The organism is Achromobacter sp. UBA4530, from assembly GCF_002388205.1.
Taxonomy (GTDB): domain Bacteria; phylum Pseudomonadota; class Gammaproteobacteria; order Burkholderiales; family Burkholderiaceae_B; genus Achromobacter; species Achromobacter animicus.
Genome location: NZ_DGMA01000039.1, coordinates 359 through 23762 on the forward strand (window position 1 = coordinate 359; position 23404 = coordinate 23762).

A 23404-nucleotide genomic window follows, 5' to 3' on the forward strand; every position below is an offset into this window, starting at 1 on the left:
CCGATCCTGATCCCCAAGCACGAGCGCCGCTTTACCGGGTTCGACGACAAGATCATCGCCATGTACGACCGCGGCATGACGGTGCGCGAAATCCAAGGGTTTCTGCTCGAGCAGTACGGCACGGAAGTCTCGCCGGAGTTCGTCAGCTCGGTGACCGACGCGGTGATGGACGAGGTCACGGCCTGGCAAACGCGGCCCCTGGAGACGATGTATCCGGTGGTGTTCTTCGACGCGCTGAGGGTCAAGATCCGCGAGGACGGCGTGGTGCGCAACAAGGCCGTTTACTTGGCGCTGGCGGTGTTGCCGGACGGCACGCGCGACATCCTGGGCCTGTGGATCGAGCAGACCGAGGGCGCCAAGTTCTGGATGAAGGTGTTCAACGAGCTCAAGACCCGCGGCACGCAGGACATCCTGATCGCTGTCACTGACGGTCTGAAGGGCATGGAGCAGGCGCTGAACGCGGTGTTCCCGGCCACGACGCTGCAGACTTGCATCGTGCACCTGATCCGATCCAGCCTGGAATACGCCAGCTGGAAGGAGCGCCGGACGGTGGCTGCGGCACTGAGGCCGATCTATACGGCGACGACCGTGGAGGCAGCGCTGGCCGCGCTCGTGCAGTTCGAGCAAGGCCCTTGGGGCCAGCGCTACGCCCCGATCGCTGACGCATGGCGCCGGGCCTGGGACCGTGTGATCCCGTTCTTTACGTTCCCACCGGCGATCCGCAAGGTGATTTACACCACCAATGCGATCGAGAGCATTAATGCCCAACTGCGCCGCGCGGTGAAAACGCGAGGTCACTTCCCAAGCGACGAAGCCGCCACCAAGCTACTGTGGCTGGTCTTGCGCAACATCACCGGGGCCTGGGGCAGCGCCACGCACGACTGGAAGGCCGCTATGAACCAGTTCGCCGTGATTTATGCAGAACGCTTCACTGACCCGTATCGCTGAGATAGCATCAATAAGCCTGATAGAAACAACTATCAGGCTTCTAACGCCTCAAACACAAAAATACTGACACTCCCACCTACGGAGACCTGCCGCCACGAAGGCTGATGTCTCGAGGGCCGATATCAGACACCCTGACGAAGACGATTGTCAGCTCGGATCACCGTCTCAGCAGGTCTCAGACACCTAGCCATAACTACATCCGTAGACAAACCCACCACCATCCAAATACCACCATCATCCAGATCCATTCGCCTAGAATGTCGCCCACCAAAATCGCCATCCCCCACCATCTCTCATGTCCGCCGCCCCCACCAGCGCCATCGCTTACGGCCTAGCCACGTTAGCCGCCGACGGCACCATCCTTGACACTTGGTATCCGCGTCCCTCGCTCGCCGACAACGCCCCTCCCACCGGGACTCGTCATCTGACGCCTGAGGAAGCGCGCGCCGCGCTTGGCGAGCACGTGGCCACGGCGCTCTTCCGGGACACGCGCCGCAAGGTCGATATCGTTGCCGTGCGCACCGCCATTTCCTCGCTCGACGAGCCGCCCGCTGATGCTCACGACGCCTACCTGCGTCTGCATCTGCTCAGTCATCGGCTCATCCGGCCGCATGACGCCAATCTGGATGGGTTGTTTGGCGTGCTCGCCAATGTCGCGTGGACCTCGGTGGGGCCTTGTGCGGTGGATCAGGTTGACGCGCTGCGCTGGCATCTGCGCGCCACCGGGCAGGTTCTGGAAATTCGTGGCGTGGACAAGATTCCGCGCATGACCGATTACGTCGTGGCCAGTGGCGTGCGTATCGCGGACACGGCGCGTGTGCGGCTGGGCGCGCATCTGTCGCCGGGCACCACCGTGCTGCATGAAGGGTTCTGCAATTTCAACGCCGGCACGCTCGGCGCGTCCATGGTCGAAGGCCGCATCAGTGCGGGCGTGATCGTGGACGATGGCACCGATATTGGCGGCGGCGCGTCGATCATGGGGACCATGTCGGGTGGCGGCAAGCAGGTGGTGTCCATCGGCAAGCGTTGCCTGCTTGGCGCCAATTCGGGCATCGGCATTTCGCTGGGCGACGATTGCGTGGTCGAGGCCGGATGCTACGTCACCGCCGGCACACGGGTGCTGACGCCGGAGGGCGCGGTGGTCAAGGCGGTGTCGCTGGCCGGTCAGCACGGGCTGCTGTTCCGCCGCAACTCGCAGACCGGCGCGGTGGAAGCGCTGGTGCGGACCGCGGCGTGGGGCACGTTGAATCCCGCGCTGCATTCGGGGCACTGAATGGAATATGGCCGCTGCGAGCGGCCATATCAATCATGCGGCGTGCGCTCGGTTACCCGAGCCGGCGCCTTGGCGTCAGGCGTATTCCGCCGTTTGCCCCAGCTGGTTGTACACCAGGTTGACGAAGAGGTCGGAACTCAGGATGCGCGCCACGCGGCATGAGAAGACCGTCTTGCCGCTGTCGTCCTGCAGGGTGACCGTGTCGGTCCAGTCGTTCAGATCGATCGGCTGCAACGACTCGTAGGGCCACGTGACGCCGTCGATGTGCAGGCCTTGTGCGGAGAGGGACACGTCGCGCGTTTCCAGGTTGGGGAAGGTGCCGCCGGTGATATAGCGGAACGTGACGCGCGCGCCCTGCTCGGTCAGCGATTCCAGAACCGGCAGCCGGCGCGCCACGTAGTGCGAGCGGAAGGCGTCCATGAACGCGGGGAATTCGTCGATGCCGGTGGCGACTGTCCAGGCGCCTTGCGCGGCGCTGCGGTACGCCAGGCGGTCGGCGGATCCTGCTGGCGAGTCCGGCTGGCCGGTGTAGAGGCAGAGATCCTGGATGTCCGCGAATGCGGTGTAGGTGCGGGCGCCGCCTTCCTGGCTGACGACTCCGTTTTCGTGCAATTCAAAGCAATCCGGGGCGCTCCCCGTGCGGGTAAACACCGCGAATGCGTCTATGGCCTGCGGGGTTTCTCTATCTGTCATGCAACTTCCTGAATGGATTGGGGTGCTATCGCGGCCCAGGACGTCGCAATGTCTTGCGAGCCGTATTCTCCCCCATATGCGGAATACGTGCTTGATGACCCCAATTCCCGCTCGTTGAACGGAAATCACTCGCCCGGCGGAATCGGCGCGAAACGCATGTGCTGCACGTCGCCGCGTCCGGCGATGATCGCGGTGGATTCGGGCACTTCTTCCCACACACCGGCCATGTCCGACAGCGGCTCTGACAACAGCAGGAAGGCGTCGTCGTCCATGGCGGCGATCTGCGCGTTGTCGGGGTAGAGTTCGCGCAGGTGGCGCACGCAGGTGTTGTGAAACAGCGTGCGCGAGTCGCCTTCGCTGGAATAACGCACCGCGATCAGGCGCTCGCCGTCCAGCGCGCATACGGTCATGTTGATGGGATGCGCCACGCCGTGGCGCCGGCCGGTTTCCTCGACCGCGCCCACCATGCGGGCGATTGCGGGGATCGGGTCTTCGTCCAGGCCGAACGTAAGGGCCAGTAGAAACATCACCTCGGAATCCGTGGAGCCTTCCAGCGATCCGAAATACGCGGGCGCAATCATCAGCATCAGATCACGGCGCAGCAGCGGGTAGTCGCGGATGAGGCCGTTGTGCACGAACAGCCATTGCCCGTGCCGAAAAGGGTGGCAGTTGGTTTCTTGCGCGGGGGTATCGGTGGCGGCGCGGATGTGCGCGACGAAGTGCGGTGCGTGGATGGCGCGGGCAGCCTCGCGCAGATTGCGGTCGTTCCAGGCCGGATGCACGCTGCGATAGCGGAACGGCGGTTCGATGGGGCGGCCTTCGATGGGGCGGCTGTACCAGCCCAGCCCGAAACCGTCGCCATTCGTGGTGGTGGCGCCCAGGCGGGAATGCAGGCTTTGTTCGATGAGCGAGTGCTTGGCCTTGAACAGCACGCTCTCCATCTGCAGGGGACTACCGGTGTAAGCCAGCCAACGGCACATGATGCGCTCCTTCGATCCGGACAGGCCAGTGTAGGAGCGGGGCGCGCGTTTCTTCAAGTCTTGGCTAACGCCCCCGTCTTCGCCTGCGATGCCGTCGCGTGTTGCGCCGGGTTTGTAGCGACCCTGTGTATCGCGCCCCTGTGTGTCGCGCCCCTGGTCCGCCCCGCCCCTATTTGTTCAGCAGCGCCTTCAGCATGGCCATGCGCTCCTTGGGGCTCATGGCGGCCGTCGCGTCGTCCTCCTGGATGCGCACGTCGCCCAGGCCCATTTCCTCGATGAAGCGCGACGGCTCGCGCACCAGGTCTTCGCGCGCGCGGCGGCGGCGCTTGCACCAGCTCAGGTGCAGGCTGCGCTGCGCGCGCGTGATGCCGACGTACATCAGGCGCCGTTCTTCCTGAATGCGGGTGGCCAGGTTCTCGGCGGCGCGCGCAGGATCGCCGACTTCGTCGTCCTTGCCCAGATGCGGCAGCAGGCCTTCTTCCACGCCGGCCAGGTACACGTGCGGGTATTCGAGGCCCTTGGAGGCGTGCAGCGTGGACATCTTGACGGCGTCGGGCGCTTCTTCCTCGCCGCGCTCCAGCATCGTGACCAGCGCCACGTGCTGCACCAGATCGAAGAGCGACATGTTGTCTTCCTCGGCCTTGCGCTTGAGCCAGCCGGTCAGCTCCAGGACGTTCTGCCAGCGCGTCTGCGCCGGGCGTTCTTCGAAGAGTTCGAAGAGGTGCCGCTCGTACTGGATGGCTTCGAGCAGGTCGTCGAGGATGGCGCCCGCGGGTTCCGCAGGCGCCGCGTCGTTGCCCGAGGCCGCGCCGCGACCGGCGCGCCACTGCATGCGGCGGATGAATTCCGCGAAGGTGCGCAGCTGGTCAATCTGGCGCGGCGCCAGCACGCTTTCGAGGCCGGTCTCGGCCACGGCGGCCAGCAGCGACAGTTCACGGCTGGCCGCGTACTGGCCCAGCGCCTGCAAGGTGGCCTGGCCGATGCCGCGCTTGGGCGTGGTGGCCGCGCGGATGAAGGCGGGGTCGTCATCGTCGTTGGCCAGCACACGCAGGTAGGCCAGGATGTCGCGCACTTCCGCCTTGTCGAAGAAGCTTTGCCCGCCGGAGATCGTGTACGGAATCTTCAGGTTGCGCAGCGCCTGTTCCAGGATGCGAGACTGATGATTGCTGCGGTAAAGGATGGCGAAATCCTTCCACTGCGCCTGGCGCTCGAAGCGCGCGGCAGACACCTTCATGGCGATGGACTCGGCCTCCTGCTCCTCGCCGTCCATGGCCGAGACCTGGATCGGTTCGCCCACGCCCAGCTCGGACCACAGTTTCTTTTCGAAGAGCTTGGGGTTCTTTTCGATGACCTGGTTGGCGGCTGCCAGGATGCGCTGCACCGATCGGTAGTTCTGCTCCAGCTTGATGAGCTTGATGTTCGGGTAGTCGGTGGTCAGCTTGGCCAGGTTCTCGATGGTGGCGCCGCGCCAGGCGTAGATGGCCTGGTCATCGTCGCCCACGGCGGTGAACATGGCGCGCGGGCCGGTCAGCAACTGCACCAGACGGTACTGGCACACGTTGGTGTCCTGGTATTCGTCCACCAGCAGGTAGCGCACGCGGTTCTGCCAGCGGGTGCGCACTTCTTCGTTGCTGGCCAGGAGTTGTGCGGGAATGCGGATGAGGTCGTCGAAGTCCACCGCCTGATAGGCGGCCAGCGTGGCGGCGTAGCTGCGATAGACGTTGGCGGCTTCGACGTCGCCCGGGGTGATGGCTTCGCGCGCGGCGTCGTCCGGCTCCAGCAGCGCGTTCTTCCACAGCGAGATGATGCCCTGCACGTGGCGCAGGCGGGCCTTGTCGGTGGTCGCCAGCAGTTCCTGGATGATGCCCATGGCGTCGTCGGCGTCCAGGATGGAGAACGTGGGTTTCAGGCCCGCGTTGCGCGCTTCTTCGCGCAGCATCTTCACACCCAGCGAGTGGAAGGTGCTGATGATCAGGCCCTTGGACAGCTTGCGGTCGACCAGCGTCTTCACGCGCTCGTCCATTTCGCGGGCGGCCTTGTTGGTGAAGGTCAGCGCGACGACATTGCGGCCCATGTAGCCGCATTCGCGCAGCAGGTACGCGATCTTCTGCGTGATGACGCGCGTCTTGCCGCTGCCGGCGCCTGCCAGGACGAGGCAAGGGCCGTCCAGGTAGAGCGTCGCCTCCCGCTGCGCGGGATTCATGCCGTGGCCTATCGGTTCGCTTGCGGACATTGGAGATTCAGATCGTCATGCGTCGCGGCGGCCATGCCAACGCAGCCGGCAAGCAAGAGGTCTGCCGCTGCCCGTCAATGGGCCGGAAAAACGCGAGAAAAAAGGGGACGGGCGCAGCCGCCGCAGCGGGTCTGCCGCGCCGGTGCGATAGAGGAAGACGATCATAGAACAATCGGGTCGAAGGCGCATCGGCGGGTTGCCGCAGAGGCGCCCCACGTGGCCGCAGGCATGCAACACCGGCGCATCGTCGCAGCGGCGAACGGTACACGGGGAGTCCTGCGGTGCGCGACAGCCAGCCAGCAGCGCGGGGCCGCGGCGCCCCGTCGCACGAGCGTGCCGCCCTATCGCTTATCAGATTTCCAGCGGATCGACTTCCAGTTGCCAGCGCACGCGCGCCTCGTTCGCCAGATAAGGCAGGTGATGCGACCACGATGCGAGAAACGCCTGCAGCGCCGGCCGGCTGCTGCTTTCGGCCAGCAGCTGCGCGCGCTCGATGTTGGCCACGCGCACGACGCGCAGCGGCACGGGGTCGTACAGCATGATCGCGTCCATGCCGGGAAAATCGGCCGCCCATTCGCCCTCGGGCAGCACGCGGGCCTGCTCAAGAAACGCTTGCGCCACCTTGAGTTCACGCGCCTCGGCGGTCAGCAGCGCCTGGTAGACGTAAGGGGGCAAGCCGGTGCTTTCGCGCTCGTGCAGCGCGTGGCGAGCAAACCCGGCGTAGTCGTGGCGCAGCAAGGCCTGGTACACGGGCTGCTCGGGGTAGCCCGTCTGGATCAGCACTTCGCCGTTGCCCTGATGGCGGCCCGCGCGGCCGGCCACCTGCATCAGCTGCGCGAACAGGCGTTCGGGCGCGCGGAAATCGTGGGCGAACAGCATGGAGTCCGCATTCAGCACGCCGACCAGCCCCAACCGCGCAAAGTCGTGCCCCTTGGCCACCATCTGCGTGCCGACCAGAATGTCGACCTCGCCGGCGTGGACGGACGCGAACAGCGCTTCGGCGCTGCCCTTCTTGCGCGTGCTGTCGGCGTCAATGCGCAGGATGCGCGCCTCGGGAAAGAGTTCGGCCAGGTGTTCCTCGACGCGTTGCGTGCCCCGGCCCATGGGCGCCAGATCCTGGTCGCCGCATTCGGGGCAGGCGCGCGGCACGGGGGCCTGATAGCCGCAGTGGTGGCACTGCAGGCGATGGCCGCGAAAGTCCGTGCGATGCAGCACGGTAAAGGCCGTGCAGCGCGGGCAGTTGCTGACCCACGCGCAGGACTGGCAATGCAGCACCGGCGAATAACCTCGCCGGTTCAGGAAGATCAGCACCTGTTCCTTGCGCTCGAGCCGCTGGCCGATGGCCTCGAGCAGCTGCGGCGACAGCCCTTGCTTCATCTGCAGACGGCGCGTATCCACCAGGCGGATCTTGGGCAGCTCGCTGGACCGCGCGCGGCCGGGCAACGTCAGGCGCAGGTAACGGCCACGCTCGGCGTGCTGCCAGGTTTCCAGCGACGGCGTGGCGGACCCCAGCACGACCGGAATGTTCAGATCGTGGGCGCGCCACACGGCAAGGTCGCGCGCCGAATAGCGCAGTCCGTCCTGCTGCTTGTAGGACGTATCGTGTTCTTCGTCGACCACGATCAGGCCCAGCTCGGTCAGCGGGGCGAAGATCGACATGCGCGTGCCCAGCAGCATGCGGGCCTGGCCGCGCTGGGCGCGGGTCCACGCCTGCAGCCGCTCGCCGTCGGACAGCCCGCTGTGCATCACCGCCAGCCCCTCGGGTCCGACCAGCGTTTCCAGGCGTGCCCGCAGCGCGGCTTCGAGCTGCGGCGTCAGATTGATTTCGGGGACCAGCAGCAGCACCTGCCGCCCAGCCGCCAGGACTTTTTCGGCGGCGCGCAGGTAGACCTCGGTCTTGCCGCTGCCCGTCACGCCGTGCAGCAGCACCGGCTTGAATCCGCCCAGCGCGCCGATGGCCTGCACCGCCGCCTCCTGGGCCTCGTTCAGCGCCGGCGGCTGGTCGGGCGTGGCCGGCGCGCGCGCGGTCTTGCGCTTGCGCGCATCCATGCGCGCCACGGGCCCTTCTCCGGACCGCTTGCCCTGGTAGGACGTGGGCTTGCGCAGCGGCGGCGGCAGCGTGGGCAGCATCACCTCGCCCAACGGGCGTTGATAGTAGTCCGCCGCAAAGCGCGCCATGCGCAACCACGCTTCGTCAAAAGGGGGCAGATCGTCCAGCACCGCCTCGATCGGACGGATCTGTTTGGGCTCGAAAGACGGCTCTGCGGGGTTGTCGACGACCACCCCAATCATCTTGCGCCGGCCGAACGGAACGATCACCCGCAGGCCGGCCGGAATCGGCGCGTCGCTGCGGTAATCGAACGGGCCAGGCAGGGGCACGTCCAGCGCGACGCGCACCCAGCACACCGCTGCGGTGTCGGGATTCGCTTGCGCGTCAGGCATGGAGTCTGGGGACATTCATCTAATGAAATAGGACTAGCCGAAAGGATGAGGACCGCACGGCGCCACGTTGGAGGATTCTCGCTCGCCGCCGCGCCATTGATCCACCGGCGCCTGTGGATAACTTTGGGGAAAAGGCGAGAGCAACATCAGAAAATGGAATATGGCAAGAATGCACAAACTATTGCATCCCTGTTGATAAGCGACATTTTCCGATATAAAACAGGCACTTGAAGCCGGTTTCCAGATTGTAAGCCAGCTTGGGGAGGGTTTTCCCCGACCCCGGATTTTATGTGCACAAGTCGCCCGGGCGGCCCATCTGCTTCGGCCCTTGGGGCCGAAGCGTTCACTTACTTACGCGTGGAAGGCGCGGCTGTACTGGTGGACTTCATCGACCAATTCAGCTACAGCTTCTGGCGGAGTGAAGCGCGAAATGCCATGTCCCAGATTGAACACATGGCCGCCCTTGCCCACCGGGCCAAACGCGTCCAGCACGCGACGCGCTTCCGCGCGAATGGCGCTGCCACCGCCAAAAAGCGCCATCGGATCCAGATTGCCCTGGAACGCGACCGAGTCGCCGGTGCGGCGCCGGGCCGCCGCCAGATCCACGGTCCAGTCCAGGCCCACTGCGTCGCTGCCACAGGCCGCAATGTCTTCAATCCACTGGCCGCCGCCCTTGGTGAAGACGATGACCGGCACGCGCCGCCCTTCGTGTTCGCGGGTCAAACTGGCGACGACCTTCTTCGTGTAAGCCAGCGAAAACTGCTGGAACAGGCCGTCGGCCAGCACCCCGCCCCAGCTGTCGAACAGCATCACTGCCTGAGCGCCGGCCGCGATCTGGCCGTTCAGGTATTGCAGCGTGGCTTCGGCGTTGATCTCGAGGATGCGGTGCAGCAGATCGGGACGCGAATACAGCAGGGTCTTGATGAGACGGTAGTCGTCGCTGCCCTTGCCTTCGACCATGTAACAGGCGATGGTCCACGGGCTGCCGGCAAAGCCGATCAGCGGCACCTTGCCGTCAAGATCACGCCGGATCGTGCTGACCGCATCGAACACGTACCGCAGCTTGTCCATGTCGGGCACCGCCAGGCGCGCGACGTCTTCTTCGGTGCGGATGGGATGCGCAAAGCGCGGGCCTTCGCCTTCAGCGAAGTCCAGCCCGAGGCCCATCGCGTGGGGCACGGTCAGGATGTCCGAAAACAGGATGGCCGCGTCCAGGTCGTAGCGCTCCAGCGGCTGCAGCGTGACTTCCGAGGCATAGTCCGGATTCTGCGCCAACCCCATGAACGAGCCTGCACGCGCACGCGTCTCGCGGTACTCGGGCAGATAGCGACCCGCCTGGCGCATGAGCCAGATGGGGGTGTAGGGCACGGGTTCGCGCATCAGGGCGCGCAAGAACACATCGTTCTTCAAACGGGGAGCAGACACGGCTAACCTCGATGATCGGAAGCCGTGAGTTTACTTCCCCTGGCTGACAAGGCGGGTCGCGCCCGCGTTGACGGGGTTGAGCGGGCGCAATGGGCGGCGGCTGCGGGCGTGCCGCCTGGTTAGCGTCAACCCATGTCGTGCATCCGCGCCGCGGCCAGCGCCGCCTGACGGTAAGGCGCGGCTTCAATGCCGTGCTTGCGCATCAGCGCCCAGAACGCGCGGCGGTGCTTGGCGCAAGCACGTGCGGCCTGTGCGACGTTGCCGCCGTGGCGCGACAGCGCGTGACGGATGTATTCGCGCTCGAAGCCGTTCACCACCTGCGCCTTCGCCGCCCGGAATGTTTCTGGCACGCCGCGCCGGTATTGGTGCCGCAAGCTGCTCAAAGCGTGCTCGACGATGTCGGCCGGCACCTTTGGACGCGCGGATCCCGCGCGTGACGCGTGGGGCGGATATGCCGCGTGCTCGGCACCCTGCGCCTCTGCATGCTCGCCCAGATAGTTGACGGGATGCTCATGGACGCTACCCGTCACGCCGGCACGGCGCACGGCGCCGCGGCGAGCCAGGCGAACCAGCCGCACCCGCAGGCTCTCGACGCACACCGGCTGCGAGATGAAGTCCGCCGCGCCCAGGCTGAGCAAGTCCAGAATGGCGGGCGCCTTGACGTCGTGGATGAGCAGCAGAACGGGCGTTGTGAGCGCGCCGCGCGCCTGCTGCAAGGCCATGCGGGCCCAGGCGAGCGAAGACGGCGCCACGGGAAGAATGCAAGCGTCATAGCGCCGCAGCGACAACGCCTGCTGTGCAAGGGAGTCCGGCGGCGCCTCGGCAAGCGCCGGCGAAGCCAGGGACACCGGATGCAGCCGCACACGCGTCACCTTGGCCTGATGGCCGGCGATCCAGGCGTCCATCGTCGATTCATGACCGGGCGCCAGCAGCACCCCGCAATCCAGCACGTCTCGCATGCCTTCCTCGTTTGCATCGCAAAAACTGAAGGCTACTGTTGCAGACCCCGTGCCGACTATTCGTAGTGAACGCATTGCGGCAGGCCGCTACAGGGCGTAGCACCGAGGGGCAGCGCAGGTTGACGCGGGCTCGGCAAAATATCGGACGCATTCAGGTGTCAGACACCCTGCAACAAAGAGGAATGAAAAAAAGCGGCCCGAGGGCCGCTTTTTTTGTACGCCGGGACAAGCCCGGAAACCGCATTGCCGCTTAGTGCGAGCGGCCGCCTTGGCGCAGCTTGCGCGCCGCGATGGCTTGCGCAGCCAGCATGGCGAGCTCGGCTTCGACGACAGCGATGTCAGCCTTGTCCTTGGCGTTGGCCAGGGCCAGTTCGGCCTTCTGGCGCGCTTCCAGGGCGCGGGCTTCGTCGAGGTCGGCGGCACGGATAGCCGTGTCGGCCAGGACCGTCACGCTGCCCGGCTGAACTTCCAGGATACCCCCGGCGACGAAGATGTTTTCCTCGCCTTGGTCGGCACGAACGATCTTGACCGTTCCGGGGCGTATGCGCGAGATCAGCGGGGTGTGGCCGGGCAGAATGCCCAGTTCACCCGACTCGCCAGGCAGAACCACGAACTTCGCCTCGCCGGTGAAGATCGCTTCCTCTGCGCTGACCACATCCACATGCAGGGTAGCCATATCGGTTCCTTATTGCAGTTTCTTGGCCTTCTCGAAGGCCTCGTCGATCGAACCGACCATGTAGAACGCCTGTTCCGGCAGGGAGTCGCACTCGCCGTTGACGATCATCTTGAAACCACGGATGGTTTCGGCCAGCGGAACGTACTTGCCGGGCGAACCGGTGAAGACTTCAGCAACGTGGAACGGCTGCGACAGGAAGCGCTGAATCTTACGCGCGCGGGCCACGGCCTGCTTGTCTTCCGGCGACAGTTCGTCCATGCCCAGAATCGCGATGATGTCGCGCAGTTCCTTGTAGCGCTGCAGCGTCTGCTGCACGCCACGGGCAACCGAGTAGTGCTCTTCGCCGACGACTTGCGGGTCGAGCTGGCGGCTGGAGGAATCGAGCGGATCGACGGCCGGGTAGATACCCAGGGCGGCGATGTCACGCGACAGCACGACGGTGGAGTCCAAATGCTGGAAGGTCGTGGCAGGCGACGGGTCGGTCAAGTCGTCCGCAGGGACGTACACGGCCTGGATCGAGGTGATCGAGCCGGTCTTGGTCGACGTGATGCGCTCTTGCAGCTTGCCCATTTCTTCGGCCAGCGTGGGCTGATAACCCACGGCGGACGGCATACGGCCCAGCAGTGCGGACACTTCGGTACCGGCCAGGGTGTAGCGGTAGATGTTGTCCACGAAGAACAGGATGTCGCGGCCTTCGTCACGGAACTTCTCGGCCATCGTCAGGCCGGTCAGCGCGACGCGCAGACGGTTGCCGGGGGGTTCGTTCATCTGACCGAACACCATGGCGACCTTGTCCAGAACGTTCGACTCTTCCATTTCGTGGTAGAAGTCGTTGCCTTCACGGGTACGCTCACCCACGCCGGCAAACACCGACAAACCGCTGTGCTGCTTGGCGATGTTGTTGATGAGTTCCATCATGTTCACGGTCTTGCCCACGCCGGCGCCGCCGAACAGGCCGACCTTGCCGCCCTTGGCGAACGGGCACACCAGGTCAATAACCTTGATGCCGGTTTCCAGCAGTTCCACCGAAGGCGACAGTTCGTCGAAACGGGGAGCGGCTTGGTGAATACCACGCTTTTCTTCGTGCTGGATCGGGCCGGCTTCGTCGATGGGACGACCCAGCACGTCCATGATGCGGCCCAGCGTGCCGGTGCCGACGGGCACCGAGATCGGGGCGCCCGTGCCGGTGACCTTCATGCCGCGGCGCAGACCGTCGCTGGAGCCCAGCGCAATGGTACGCACCACGCCGTCGCCCAGCTGTTGCTGCACTTCCAGCGTCAGACCCTTTTCGGCGAACGAGGAACCCTCGTCGGCCAGAGTAAGCGCTTCATAGATCTTGGGCATTTGATCGCGGGGGAACTGAATATCCACCACGGCGCCGATGCACTGAACGATGGTTCCGTTGCTCATGTCGATTCCTTGCTTGATAGCTTTTGACGGGATGCTGCCTGCCTCAAACGGCGGCAGCGCCCCCTACGATTTCCGAAATTTCTTTGGTGATCGCGGCCTGACGGGTCTTGTTGTAGACCAGTTGCAGATCGCCGATGACCTTCTTGGCGTTGTCCGACGCCGCCTTCATGGCGACCATCCGGGCCGACTGCTCCGAAGCCATGTTCTCGGCCACGGCTTGGTACAGCAGGCCTTCAACGTAACGCTGCAGCAGGTCGTCGATCACGCTACGGGCGTCGGGTTCGTAGATGTAATCCCAGCTGTATTCCGACTTCACTTCCGAGGTCTTGGCCAGGCTATCGGCGCCCGTCTGGTACGGATCTTCCAAACCGCTGGCCAACGGCAGCAGACGCAGGAACAGCGGCTCTTGCTTCATCGTGTTGACGAAGCGGGTCGAGGCCACGTACAGCGCGTCGATACGGCCTTCCAGGTAGGCGTCCAGCTGCACCTTGATCGCGCCCAGCAGGCGGTCGAGTTGCGGCTTGTCGCCCAGTTGCACTTCCTGGGAAACCAGTTTGGCGCCGATACGGGTCAGCACACCCACGCCCTTGTTGCCGAAAGCGGTCGCTTGCACGGCGATGCCGGCTTTCTCGAACTCTTTCAGCTTGCCCAACATCACGCGGGTGATGTTGGTGTTCAAGCCGCCGCACAAACCCTTGTCGGTCGTCACCATGACCACGCCGACCGCCTTGATTTCGCGTTCGACCAGGTACGGGTGGCTGTACTCGGGATTGGCCTGCATCAGGTGCGCAGCAATCTCGCGCACCTTGGTGGCGTACGGACGGCCTGCACGCATCCGCTCCTGCGCCTTGCGCATCTTGGATGCGGCGACCATTTCCATCGCCTTGGTGATCTTGCGCGTGTTTTGCACGCTCTTGATCTTGGTTCGGATTTCCTTAATTCCGGGCATTGCGCTTTCCTGTGAAGACTGGCCGATGGGTTCCGCTCGCGCCTCAACCATCCGGGAAGGATGGGTGAGGCGCCTGGGACGCCTAACCCATCACTTTCTTAAAAAGCACCGTGCTTCTTGAATTCCTGAACGGCGGCGGCCAGTTCGGCCTCGTCGTCCTTGGACAGTTCCTTGGTGTCTTCGATGCGCTGGATCAGAGCAGCGTGCTTGCTCTTGAGCTGATCCTTCAGCGACTTCTCGAACGACAGCACTTGGGCCACGTCCACGTCATCCAGGTAGCCGTTGTTGACCGTGTACAGCGTGACGGCCAGTTCCCACACTTGCAGCGGCTGGTATTGCGGCTGCTTGAGCAGTTCAACGACGCGCTTGCCGCGCTCGAGCTGGCGACGGGTGGCGTCGTCCAGGTCGGAGGCGAACTGCGCGAAGGCGGCCAGTTCACGGTACTGCGCCAAGTCGGTACGGATACCGCCGGACAGCTTCTTGACGACCTTGGTCTGGGCAGCGCCACCGACGCGCGACACCGAGATACCGGCGTTGATTGCGGGGCGGACACCGGCGTTGAACAGGTCGGTTTCCAGGAAGATCTGGCCGTCGGTGATCGAGATCACGTTGGTCGGAACGAAGGCCGACACGTCGCCTGCCTGGGTTTCGATGATCGGCAGCGCGGTCAGCGAGCCGGTCTTGCCCTTGACGGCGCCTTCGGTGAACTTCTCGACGTACTCTTCGTTGACGCGAGCAGCACGCTCCAGCAGACGCGAGTGCAGGTAGAACACGTCGCCCGGGTAGGCTTCGCGGCCCGGCGGACGGCGCAGCAGCAGCGAGACCTGGCGGTAGGCCCAGGCTTGCTTGGTCAGATCGTCATAAACGATCAGGGCGTCTTCGCCACGATCGCGGAAGTATTCGCCCATCGTGCAGCCGGCGTAGGCGGCCAGGTACTGCATGGCGGCGGAGTCGGAAGCCGAGGCGGCCACGACGATGGTGTATTCCATCGCGCCGTGCTCTTCGAGCTTGCGGACCACGTTGTTGATCGTCGAAGCCTTCTGGCCGATAGCGACGTACACGCAGGTGACGCCCTTGCCCTTCTGGCTGATGATCGTGTCGACGGCCACGGCGGTCTTGCCGGTCTGGCGGTCGCCAATGATCAGTTCGCGCTGGCCACGGCCGATGGGAACCATCGAGTCGATAGCCTTGATGCCGGTTTGCAGCGGCTGCGACACCGAGCGGCGGGCGATAACGCCAGGCGCCACTTTTTCGATGATGTCGGTGGCCTTGGCGTTGACCGGGCCCTTGCCGTCGATCGGCTCGCCCAGCGTGTTGACCACGCGGCCTTTCAGTTCCGGACCAACCGGAACTTCCAGAATGCGGCCGGTCGTCTTGACCTGGTCGCCTTCGGAAACGCCGGTGTAGTCGCCCAGAATAACGGCGCCGACGGAATCACGCTCGAGGTTGAGCGCCAGACCGAAAACGTTGTTGGGGAATTCGAGCATTTCGCCCTGCATCACGTCGGACAAGCCGTGGATGCGGGTAATACCGTCGGTCACGGACACGACGGTGCCCTGAGTACGGACATCAGCCGAAGCGCCCAGGCCCTCGATGCGGCTCTTGAGCAGTTCGCTGATCTCGGAGGGATTGAGTTGCATATTGACTCCTGGAATCCTGTTAGTAGCCTTAAGCGGCGAGCTGATCGCGCATGCGGACCAATTGGGCTTGTACGGAAGTATCGAGCACCTGGTCGCCGACGGCCACGCGCACGCCGCCGATCAACGACGGGTCGACGGTAACGCTGGGCTTGAGCTTGAGGCCGAATTTTTGTTCAAGCGCGCCGACCAGATCCTTGACCTGGGCATCGCTGAGCTCGAACGCGCTGGTGATTTCCGCCTGCGCCGTGCCTTCGTGACGATTCCGCAGCGCGACGAATTGCGAGGCGATCTCGGGCAGCAGCAGCAGCCGGTCGTTTTCGACCAGCAGCTCGATGAAATTATGGGCGGCTTGCGGCAAATCGGCCTTGATCAGGCCGGTAAACAGTTCGACGCGCTGCTTGTCGCCCAGACGCGGATCGGCCATGGCCTCGCGCACGTCGGGGTTGGAGGCGACCTGCGACATTTCGCTGACCAGGTCGGCCCACGCCGGCAGACCGGCCTTGTCGTCGCGCGCTGCGCTGAAGAGCGCTTCAGCGTAGGGCCGGGCAACAGTGGAAAGTTCAGCCATGACGGTCCCGGATTAGAGCTGCGCGCGGAGCTGGTTCAGCAGCTCGGCGTGTGCGCGGGCGTCAACCTCGCGCTTGAGGATCTGTTCAGCACCCTTGACGGCCAGCGCGGCGACGTCGTCGCGCAACGCTTCGCGGGCGCGCTGGACTTCCTGCGCGGCATCCTGGGCAGCCTGCGCCACGATGCGGGCACGTTCGGCTTCCGCTTCGCGGCGGGCCTGCTCGATCAGGGAGGCGGCTTGCTTCTCGGCCTCGATGATGCGTGCGTGGTTTTCGGACTTGGCAGAAGCCTCGATCAGACTGACGCGCGCCTGGGCTTGAGCCAGGTCGGCTTTGCCCTTCTCGGCGGCGGCCAGGCCGTCGGCGATTTTTTGGCGGCGCTCGTCCATCGCCTTCGTCAGGGGAGGCCACACGAATTTCATCGTGAACCAGCCCAGAACGAAGAACACGAGCATCTGGAAAATGATCGTCGCGTTCAGATTCACGGTCGTTCCTTTAACACCTTTCGGCTCCGACCGCACCCGGAAAGGGGCGTCGCGGAGCACTCGATACTTTGCTGACCGGCGATGGAGCCGTTGCTCTCATCGCCGCCAGCGTCATGACCCACCTATTTGCCGGCGGGCGGTGCCTTAGCCGACGAACGGGTTGGCGAAGGCGAACAGCATGGCGATACCCACGCCGATCAGGAATGCCGCGTCGATCAGGCCAGCCAGCAGGAACATCTTCGTTTGCAGAGCGTTCATCAGTTCAGGCTGACGAGCCGAAGCTTCCAGATACTTGCCGCCCATCAGTGCGATGCCGATGCAAGCGCCGATAGCGCCCAGACCGATGATAAGACCGCAAGCGAGGGCAACGAAAGCGACGTTGGTCATGACAACTCCTTGGTTAGAAATCTGAAGTCAAAAATTGAAAAATAAGAGGTACAGCTCAATGCAAGATAATCTTGCTATCCGGTGCCGGCCGGGTGGCCGACGCCGGAAATTCGGGGGATCAGTGGCCTTCGTGAGCCTGACCGAGATACACCAGCGTCAGCATCATGAAGATGAAGGCCTGGAGCAGAACGATCAGGATGTGGAAGATTGCCCAGATCGAGCCGGCCAGGATGTGGCCGATGCCCAAGCCGATGCTGGCGCCGTTGAAGCCGGTCCAGGCGCCGCCCAGAAGGGCGATCAGCATGAAGATCAGTTCGCCGGCGAACATGTTGCCGAACAACCGCATGCCCAGCGACACGGACTTGGCGGCGTATTCGATCATGTTCAGCAGCAGGTTGAACGGGGCCAGCACGATGGCGCCCAGGCCATGCGCATGGAACGGCGCGGTGAACAGTTCTTTGACGAAACCGCCCGGCTTCTTGATCTTGATGCCGTAGTAGAACATCAGGAGCAGCACGCCCAGCGACATGCCCATCGGCACGTTCAGGTCGGCGGTCGGGAGGATGCGGTGGTAATAGAGGGGATCGCCGTGCTCAGCACCCAGACCGGTCAGGCGCCAGATGGAGGGCAGCAGGTCGACGGGCAGCAGGTCCAGCGCGTTCATCAGGATGATCCAGAGGAACACGGTCAGGGCCAGCGGGGCGATGAAAAGACGGCTCTTGGCGTTGTGGACAATGCCCTTGGCCTGGTCGTCGACCATGTCGACGATCATTTCCACGAAGGCCTGGAAGCGGGAAGGAACGCCGCTGGTGGCGCGGCGCGCGGCGCGCCACAGGAAGAAAATGACGATCAGGCCCATCAGGCCGGACCAGAACAACGAGTCGTAATTGATGATGTCGAACTGAGCAATAGCGCTCTGTTTCTCACCCGTATTGTTCAGATGCACCAAGTGATGCTGAATATACGCGGATTGAGGCGACACGTCGCTGGCAGCAGCCATTTGAACCTATCCTATTTGCTGTATGCCCGGTCCTTGCGAACCGGACGATTCCACGATTTCGTTTGCCGCAACTTACTCGGCGCTAAGACAGCCTGCGGAACATCAGAAGCAGGAGATAGCCTTTCAATGTGAGTATCAGACCGAGCAACGCGGCAGGCCAGACAAGCCAGTCATGCGTTACACGCGAAAGCAGCCACAACAGCAATGCCGTTGCGAACAACTTGATCAACTCACCAGAGAGAAAGGTAAAGGGACTGGCCTTACCGGCCCGAACGCTGACAGCCAGGCGCAACGCGAACAACGCATTGGGTATGAAATACGCTCCTGCCCCCGCCAGCGCCGACCAACCTGCCGCCGCCCCTCCGACAACCCCCGCTATTACTGCTGCTGCGAGCCCCATGGCGCCTTGCGCCGCCAATGCCAACAAGAGCCCACGGCTAGCTTGTGCATTCAGCGCCGCGCGATCCGCGTCACTGAGTACCAGAACTTCCACCACATCCGGATCGATCGAATCCTGATCCAGGCTGGGCCTCAGACCGGGTTTCTTCCCCTGCCCTTGCTGCATGGAGCTCTGCTGCATCAAACTTCCCCGCTTAACTTGGCCCTGAGGGAATCGACGCGCTTTTTTAGGCGCATGTTTCTTATCCCGCAAGCGTCAAACCCGCAGAGTATAGCTTGGTTTTTTGCACCCTAGCAAATGAACTTTCGGCCGTTTGTAAGGCGGCAACAACGCCCGCTTGCGGCAGAAAAATTGGGGACGAGCGAGCGGCCCGCCGAGGCGTGTCCGCAAGCGCGTGCTCCACATGAAAAGGCGCGCGGCCCCTTGCAGGAAACCGCGCGCCCGATGGGCTTAACAGATACGCGTCTGCCTGACGCGCCCTTGCCGGACCTTAGTCTTCCTTGACCGGCGGCGGAGCCCACTGCCCATCCAGGGCGCTGTTCTGCGGCGCGTACAGGCGCATGCTGAGCACGAACGGACCATCAGCGGCCGGCGTGCTGACCCAGTTGGCGCGCTTGGACTCGCCCGGGTCACGGCGCTGGACGTAGATGTCGAGCGAGCCGTCGGCGTTGTACTTCAGGCCGTCGGTGCTGCGGATCACGTAGCGGTTGGCCGGATTTTCGGCAAAGCCGTACTTGCTGTTGTAGACATGCAGCGACCAGAGCTGCGCCGGGGGCAGTTGACCCTTGTCGAAGTGCAGCACGTAGTCTTCGTTCGAGTCCAGCGGACGGCCCTTCGAATCAGACACGGTGACCGGATACAGCACGTCTTCCGGCGTCGGCGCGCCCAGCCCGGCGTAGGCGATGGCGGCGCGGCGCGTGTAGTCGGTGCCGTAGGTGCCGATGCCCGTCAGCACGGTGTTCCAGCCGTTGATCGGCGTGGCCAGGCGCGAGACGTTGTCGGCGATACGGCGGCCCGCCAGCGGTTGCGCATCCGTCAGGGCCTGCTGCACGGCCGGGCTCAGACGGCCATACGAGAAGGGCTGACGGTCATCCAGGCCGATGCGGCGCATGCGGTCCAGCATGGGCGTGTCGTTAGCATGCGGCGGGTTGTTGCGCAGCGCGTCGAAGAACACGGCAAAGAACGAGGCGGCATCCATGCCCGCGACCTGCTCGGCCGGGGTGCCATCGGGCACGGTGGTCGCCGGGGCCGGCATGGGCAGCGTGCTGCCGATCGGTGCGGTGCCGACACTGGAGCCGGTCTGCGGGAAGGCGTTGCCGGCATTGCGGCCGCGGGGCGTGGTGGCCGGGGTCACGGGCACCAGCAGCGGACGCGCCGTCATGCCGGACTGGATCTGATTGACCGCGGCGTAGTCCTGCGGACCGCCGGCCTGCGTCCAGCCGATCAGCCAGCCGGTCGAGGTCGGGGCGCGGATCACGTCGACGCCCGCCGGCACGGTGCCGTTCCAGTGCGGTCCGACGATGGCGAAGGACTGGGCGCCATGGCCGTTGGTGCGCGTGCCGCGCGAGGCGAAGACGTCGCTCCACATGTCCAGCGCGGACAGCACGGTGTAGCGGCCGCCGGTGTCAGGCAGGCTGATGATGAGCGGGGCGCGCGAGACGTCGAACCACAGGCTGGAATACAGCGCGTCGGCGCTAGGCCACGGCGCGTCGGTGGCGCGCGGGTCGGGGAACGCGGCCTTGTGGCCGAACTGGTTCATCGGCGCCTTGCCGTCCAGCGGGCTTTGCACGGCCGTGGCCTGGCGGCGGGCCAGTTCCATCAGCACCATGGGATACGCATAGACGTAGGCGTCGATGGCGGTGTCGCGCAACTCGGCCTCGCTCATCTGAGGAGCGGCGGCCTGGCCGGCCTGATAAGGCGTCTCGGAGACCAGCCGCAGCGTGGACTGCGGCGATTGAGCCTGGGCAACATTGAGAAAGCAGACGCTGAGCGCGCCGGCGAGCGCAGCCGTGGACAGCCGGCGGGTAGCGGTAGGTATACGCATGCAAGGCTCCTTCTTGATTTTGTTTGCAATCGAGCCGCCGCGCGGGACTTGCCAGTGTGGGGGGCAAGCCGCTCTGGCGCGGCACCTCGGGATGACGCTCAATCAGGATAGGGCCGAAGTCTGCAACAAGGTGCTAGCCAGAAGTTTCAAGGCGAAACCTGGGGATTGCCCGTAGATGACCATGAAAAAGCGCGCCGTCATAGGGCGCGCGGGGCAATGAAGGGCCTGCTGGGGATGCAGGCCCGGACGTAACAAGGATTAACGGTGTTTGAAGTCGGGTTTGCGCTTTTCGGTGAACGCGGCCATGCCTTCCTTCTGGTCTTCCGTGGCAAAGAGCGAGTGGAAGACGCGGCGTTCGAACAGCAGACCTTCGTTGAGCGAACCCTCGAATGCGCGGTTGACGCATTCCTTGGCCATCATGACGGAGGGCAGCGACATGGAGGCGATGACGGTGCCAGCGTCGAGGGCTTCTTCGAGCAGCTTGTCGGCGGCGACGACGCGCGAGACGAGACCGGCGCGTTCGGCTTCTTCGGCGCCCATCATGCGGGCGGTCAGCGCGAGGTCCATGGCTTTGGCCTTGCCGACGGCGCGCGGCAGGCGTTGCGTGCCGCCGGCGCCGGGGATGACGCCGAGCTTGATTTCGGGCTGGCCGAACTTGGCGGTGTCGGCGGCGATGATGATGTCGCACATCATGGCGAGTTCGCAGCCGCCGCCGAGCGCATAGCCGCCGACCGCGGCGATGACGGGCTTGCGGATGCGCTTGAGGGTTTCCCAGTTGCGGGTGATGTATTCGCTGCCGTAGACGTCCATGTAGGACCAGTCTTTCATGGCGCCGATGTCAGCGCCGGCGGCAAAGGCCTTTTCGCTGCCGGTGATGACGACGCAGCCGATTTCGGGATCGGCCTCGAACGCGAGCAGCGCGGCGCCGAGTTCATCCATGAGCTGATCGTTCAGCGCGTTGAGCGCCTTGGGACGATTCAGCGTCAGCAGGCCGACTCGGCCCCGGGTTTCGACCAGTACAAACGACTCGCTCATGAATGTCTCCGGTAATAAGATATGAGCCATGAAAAAAATTGATGACGTACCGCCCATACTTTACCGCCTTGCGCCGCACGATCCCGCCGGCCACCGCTACCGGATAACCCTTACGATCGCATCGCCCTCGCCCGCGGGCCAGCGCCTGTCGCTGCCGGCATGGATTCCGGGCAGCTACCTGATTCGCGATTTCTCGCGGCAGATCGAGTCGCTGACCGCCTATTCGGGAACGCGGCGGGTGAATGTCGACAAAACAGACAACCACACGTGGCAGGCAGCGCCTTGCGAGGGGCCGCTGCGGATTGAATACACGGTGTATGCGTGGGATCTGTCGGTGCGCGGCGCGCATCTGGACGAGACGCACGGGTTCTTCAACGGTACGAGCGTGTTCCTGCGCGTGCAGGGCCAGGACCATGAACCCTGCCTGGTGGACCTGGCGCCGCCGCGAGGCATCGACGGCTGGAAGGTGTACACGAGCCTGCCAGAGGCCGCAGGCCACAAGGGCGCGGCACGGCGGCACGGCTTCGGGCTGTATCTGGCGCCGGACTATGACGCGCTGATCGATCACCCTGTCGAAATGGGCACGCCGCAGGTGTCGCGCTTTGTGGCGCACGGCGCGGAGCACGAGCTGGTGTTCACGGGGGTTGCGCCGAATCTGGATCTGGCGCGGATTACGGAAGACGTGAAGAAGATCTGCGAGACGCAGATTGCGTTTTTCGAACCGCGCACGAAGCGGGCGCCGTTCCTGGACAGCGCGGACCGCTATGTGTTCATGACGATGGTGACGGGCGACGGCTACGGGGGTCTGGAGCATCGCGCAAGCACGGCACTGATGACGGCGCGCAAGGACCTGCCTGTGCTGGGCCAGCAAGGCCAGGGCGACGGCTACCGGGGATTCCTTGGGCTGGTGAGCCACGAGTATTTCCATACCTGGAACGTGAAGCGGATCAAGCCGGATGTGTTCGCGCCTTACGATCTTTCGCAGCCGGATCTGACGCGGTTGTTGTGGGTGTTTGAGGGCTTTACGTCTTACTACGACGATCTGCTGCTGTTGCGCTCGGGCGCGATCACGCGTGCGGATTACTTGCGTCTGCTGGGCAAGACGATCACGAGCGTGGCGCGCACGCCGGGGCGGCATAAGCAGTCGGTTGCCGAAAGCTCTTTCGATGCTTGGACGCGGTATTACAAGCAGGACGAGAATTCGCCGAACGCGTTGGTGAGCTATTACACGAAGGGCGCGTTGGTGGCGCTGGGGTTGGACCTGCTGATCCGGGACGAATCCTCTGGCGCGCGTTCGCTGGATGATGTGATGCGGTTGTTGTGGGATCGCTATGGGCGGGATTTCTATCGAGGCAAGCCGCAAGGGTTGCCGGAGGATGGATTGCCCGCGCTGATCGAGGAAGCGACGGGCGTGGATACGCGGCGGTTCATCGCTCGGCATGCTTACGGGACGGCGGATGTGCCGTTGGCTGACTTGCTTGAAACGCAGGGTGTAAAGCTGCAGTGGAAGGCGTCGGCCAATATCCCGTCATTGGACGTGCGGACGCGCAAGCAAGGTGAGTCACTGACGCTGGCGACCGTGCTTGAAGGCGGGGCTGGACATAAGGGTGGGTTGTCTGCCGGGGATGTGTTGGTGGCGATCGATGGGCTGCGGGTGGATGCGCCGGCGGGGTTGGAGTTGCTGTTGGCGCAGTACCGGGCTGGGGATCGGGTGAATGTGCATGTTTTTCGGCGGGATGAACTCCGGGAGTTTCGGGTGCGGTTGAGTGGGCCTGAGGCTTCGGAGTGTGTATTGGTTTGAGGCGTTTGGGATGGTCCCGTGGCTTCCCCTAGGCTTGGGTTCTTAAGACGTCCGGCAC

At 64.2% G+C, this 23404-nt stretch carries 20 protein-coding genes; 3 read left to right on the forward strand and 17 right to left on the reverse strand.

Annotated elements, in window-relative coordinates; genetic code table 11:
* Both B2W22_RS24330 and dapD read left to right on the forward strand, forming a co-directional pair.
* On the forward strand, positions 1-948 hold a 948-nt coding region (locus B2W22_RS24330; RefSeq protein ID WP_286939844.1), incomplete at its 5' end, for an IS256 family transposase.
* A 295-nt stretch (positions 949-1243) separates the two neighbouring features.
* Positions 1244-2221, forward strand: coding sequence for a 2,3,4,5-tetrahydropyridine-2,6-dicarboxylate N-succinyltransferase (dapD, locus tag B2W22_RS24335; protein ID WP_175125105.1), 978 nt, complete (start codon positions 1244-1246; stop codon positions 2219-2221).
* A 75-nt stretch (positions 2222-2296) separates the two neighbouring features.
* On the opposite strand, the gene B2W22_RS24340 is transcribed toward dapD, so the two are convergent.
* From B2W22_RS24340 to B2W22_RS24420, 17 genes are all read right to left on the reverse strand, one after another.
* The gene (locus B2W22_RS24340; RefSeq protein WP_286939847.1) at positions 2297-2914 is read right to left on the reverse strand and encodes a hypothetical protein; all 618 of its coding nucleotides are present in this window, start codon (positions 2912-2914) and stop codon (positions 2297-2299) included.
* A 125-nt stretch (positions 2915-3039) separates the two neighbouring features.
* Positions 3040-3894 carry a class II glutamine amidotransferase gene (locus tag B2W22_RS24345; RefSeq protein ID WP_175125103.1) on the reverse strand — a complete coding sequence of 285 codons (855 nt, stop codon included), beginning with the start codon at positions 3892-3894 and terminating at the stop codon, positions 3040-3042.
* A gap of 169 nt (positions 3895-4063) precedes the next feature.
* Positions 4064-6127: a UvrD-helicase domain-containing protein gene (locus B2W22_RS24350; protein ID WP_175125102.1), complete on the reverse strand. Its 2064-nt coding sequence runs from the start codon at positions 6125-6127 to the stop codon at positions 4064-4066.
* A 351-nt stretch (positions 6128-6478) separates the two neighbouring features.
* Positions 6479-8569 (reverse strand): primosomal protein N', encoded by a 2091-nt coding sequence (locus tag B2W22_RS24355; protein ID WP_286939850.1) that lies wholly within the window; start codon positions 8567-8569, stop codon positions 6479-6481.
* Between the two features lie 351 nt (positions 8570-8920).
* Positions 8921-9994, reverse strand: coding sequence for a uroporphyrinogen decarboxylase (gene hemE / locus B2W22_RS24360; protein WP_286939852.1), 1074 nt, complete (start codon positions 9992-9994; stop codon positions 8921-8923).
* A gap of 125 nt (positions 9995-10119) precedes the next feature.
* Positions 10120-10953, reverse strand: a complete 834-nt coding sequence (locus tag B2W22_RS24365; protein WP_254595043.1) for a helix-turn-helix domain-containing protein — start codon at positions 10951-10953, stop codon at positions 10120-10122.
* 250 nt (positions 10954-11203) lie between these two features.
* Positions 11204-11629 carry a F0F1 ATP synthase subunit epsilon gene (locus tag B2W22_RS24370; RefSeq protein ID WP_056327609.1) on the reverse strand — a complete coding sequence of 142 codons (426 nt, stop codon included), beginning with the start codon at positions 11627-11629 and terminating at the stop codon, positions 11204-11206.
* A 9-nt stretch (positions 11630-11638) separates the two neighbouring features.
* Entirely contained in the window at positions 11639-13039 is a 1401-nt protein-coding gene (atpD, locus tag B2W22_RS24375; RefSeq protein ID WP_175125099.1) for a F0F1 ATP synthase subunit beta, read from the reverse strand.
* A gap of 43 nt (positions 13040-13082) precedes the next feature.
* Positions 13083-13988 (reverse strand): F0F1 ATP synthase subunit gamma, encoded by a 906-nt coding sequence (gene atpG, locus B2W22_RS24380; protein ID WP_056564898.1) that lies wholly within the window; start codon positions 13986-13988, stop codon positions 13083-13085.
* Positions 13989-14086: 98 nt separating this feature from the next.
* Positions 14087-15628 carry a F0F1 ATP synthase subunit alpha gene (gene atpA / locus B2W22_RS24385; RefSeq protein ID WP_056564901.1) on the reverse strand — a complete coding sequence of 514 codons (1542 nt, stop codon included), beginning with the start codon at positions 15626-15628 and terminating at the stop codon, positions 14087-14089.
* 28 nt (positions 15629-15656) lie between these two features.
* Positions 15657-16196: a F0F1 ATP synthase subunit delta gene (locus tag B2W22_RS24390; protein WP_175125098.1), complete on the reverse strand. Its 540-nt coding sequence runs from the start codon at positions 16194-16196 to the stop codon at positions 15657-15659.
* Positions 16197-16208: 12 nt separating this feature from the next.
* Positions 16209-16679, reverse strand: a complete 471-nt coding sequence (locus B2W22_RS24395) for a F0F1 ATP synthase subunit B (protein WP_008167494.1) — start codon at positions 16677-16679, stop codon at positions 16209-16211.
* Positions 16680-16823: 144 nt separating this feature from the next.
* Positions 16824-17066, reverse strand: a complete 243-nt coding sequence (gene atpE, locus B2W22_RS24400) for a F0F1 ATP synthase subunit C (protein ID WP_003815363.1) — start codon at positions 17064-17066, stop codon at positions 16824-16826.
* A gap of 118 nt (positions 17067-17184) precedes the next feature.
* A complete protein-coding gene (atpB, locus tag B2W22_RS24405; RefSeq protein WP_062840107.1) occupies positions 17185-18066 on the reverse strand; it encodes a F0F1 ATP synthase subunit A in 882 nt (293 codons plus the stop codon).
* An 82-nt stretch (positions 18067-18148) separates the two neighbouring features.
* A complete protein-coding gene (locus B2W22_RS24410) occupies positions 18149-18562 on the reverse strand; it encodes an ATP synthase subunit I (protein WP_063955419.1) in 414 nt (137 codons plus the stop codon).
* Positions 18563-18956: 394 nt separating this feature from the next.
* Positions 18957-20510: a DUF1254 domain-containing protein gene (locus B2W22_RS24415; RefSeq protein ID WP_175125097.1), complete on the reverse strand. Its 1554-nt coding sequence runs from the start codon at positions 20508-20510 to the stop codon at positions 18957-18959.
* A gap of 258 nt (positions 20511-20768) precedes the next feature.
* Positions 20769-21545: an enoyl-CoA hydratase gene (locus B2W22_RS24420; RefSeq protein ID WP_175125096.1), complete on the reverse strand. Its 777-nt coding sequence runs from the start codon at positions 21543-21545 to the stop codon at positions 20769-20771.
* 28 nt (positions 21546-21573) lie between these two features.
* Here B2W22_RS24420 and B2W22_RS24425 point away from each other — a divergent pair, with 28 nt between their 5' ends.
* The gene (locus B2W22_RS24425; protein ID WP_175125095.1) at positions 21574-23346 is read left to right on the forward strand and encodes a M61 family metallopeptidase; all 1773 of its coding nucleotides are present in this window, start codon (positions 21574-21576) and stop codon (positions 23344-23346) included.
* Positions 23347-23404 lie beyond the last annotated feature (58 nt).

Coding starts and splice junctions, on each gene's coding strand:
- dapD (WP_175125105.1), top strand. CDS start 1,244: ATGTCCGCCGCCCCCACCAGCGCCATCGCTTACGGCCTAGCCACGTTA.
- B2W22_RS24340 (WP_286939847.1), bottom strand. CDS start 2,914: ATGACAGATAGAGAAACCCCGCAGGCCATAGACGCATTCGCGGTGTTT.
- B2W22_RS24345 (WP_175125103.1), bottom strand. CDS start 3,894: ATGTGCCGTTGGCTGGCTTACACCGGTAGTCCCCTGCAGATGGAGAGC.
- B2W22_RS24350 (WP_175125102.1), bottom strand. CDS start 6,127: ATGTCCGCAAGCGAACCGATAGGCCACGGCATGAATCCCGCGCAGCGG.
- B2W22_RS24355 (WP_286939850.1), bottom strand. CDS start 8,569: ATGCCTGACGCGCAAGCGAATCCCGACACCGCAGCGGTGTGCTGGGTG.
- B2W22_RS24365 (WP_254595043.1), bottom strand. CDS start 10,953: ATGCGAGACGTGCTGGATTGCGGGGTGCTGCTGGCGCCCGGTCATGAA.
- B2W22_RS24370 (WP_056327609.1), bottom strand. CDS start 11,629: ATGGCTACCCTGCATGTGGATGTGGTCAGCGCAGAGGAAGCGATCTTC.
- atpD (WP_175125099.1), bottom strand. CDS start 13,039: ATGAGCAACGGAACCATCGTTCAGTGCATCGGCGCCGTGGTGGATATT.
- atpG (WP_056564898.1), bottom strand. CDS start 13,988: ATGCCCGGAATTAAGGAAATCCGAACCAAGATCAAGAGCGTGCAAAAC.
- atpA (WP_056564901.1), bottom strand. CDS start 15,628: ATGCAACTCAATCCCTCCGAGATCAGCGAACTGCTCAAGAGCCGCATC.
- B2W22_RS24390 (WP_175125098.1), bottom strand. CDS start 16,196: ATGGCTGAACTTTCCACTGTTGCCCGGCCCTACGCTGAAGCGCTCTTC.
- atpE (WP_003815363.1), bottom strand. CDS start 17,066: ATGACCAACGTCGCTTTCGTTGCCCTCGCTTGCGGTCTTATCATCGGT.
- atpB (WP_062840107.1), bottom strand. CDS start 18,066: ATGGCTGCTGCCAGCGACGTGTCGCCTCAATCCGCGTATATTCAGCAT.
- B2W22_RS24415 (WP_175125097.1), bottom strand. CDS start 20,510: ATGCGTATACCTACCGCTACCCGCCGGCTGTCCACGGCTGCGCTCGCC.
- B2W22_RS24420 (WP_175125096.1), bottom strand. CDS start 21,545: ATGAGCGAGTCGTTTGTACTGGTCGAAACCCGGGGCCGAGTCGGCCTG.
- B2W22_RS24425 (WP_175125095.1), top strand. CDS start 21,574: ATGAAAAAAATTGATGACGTACCGCCCATACTTTACCGCCTTGCGCCG.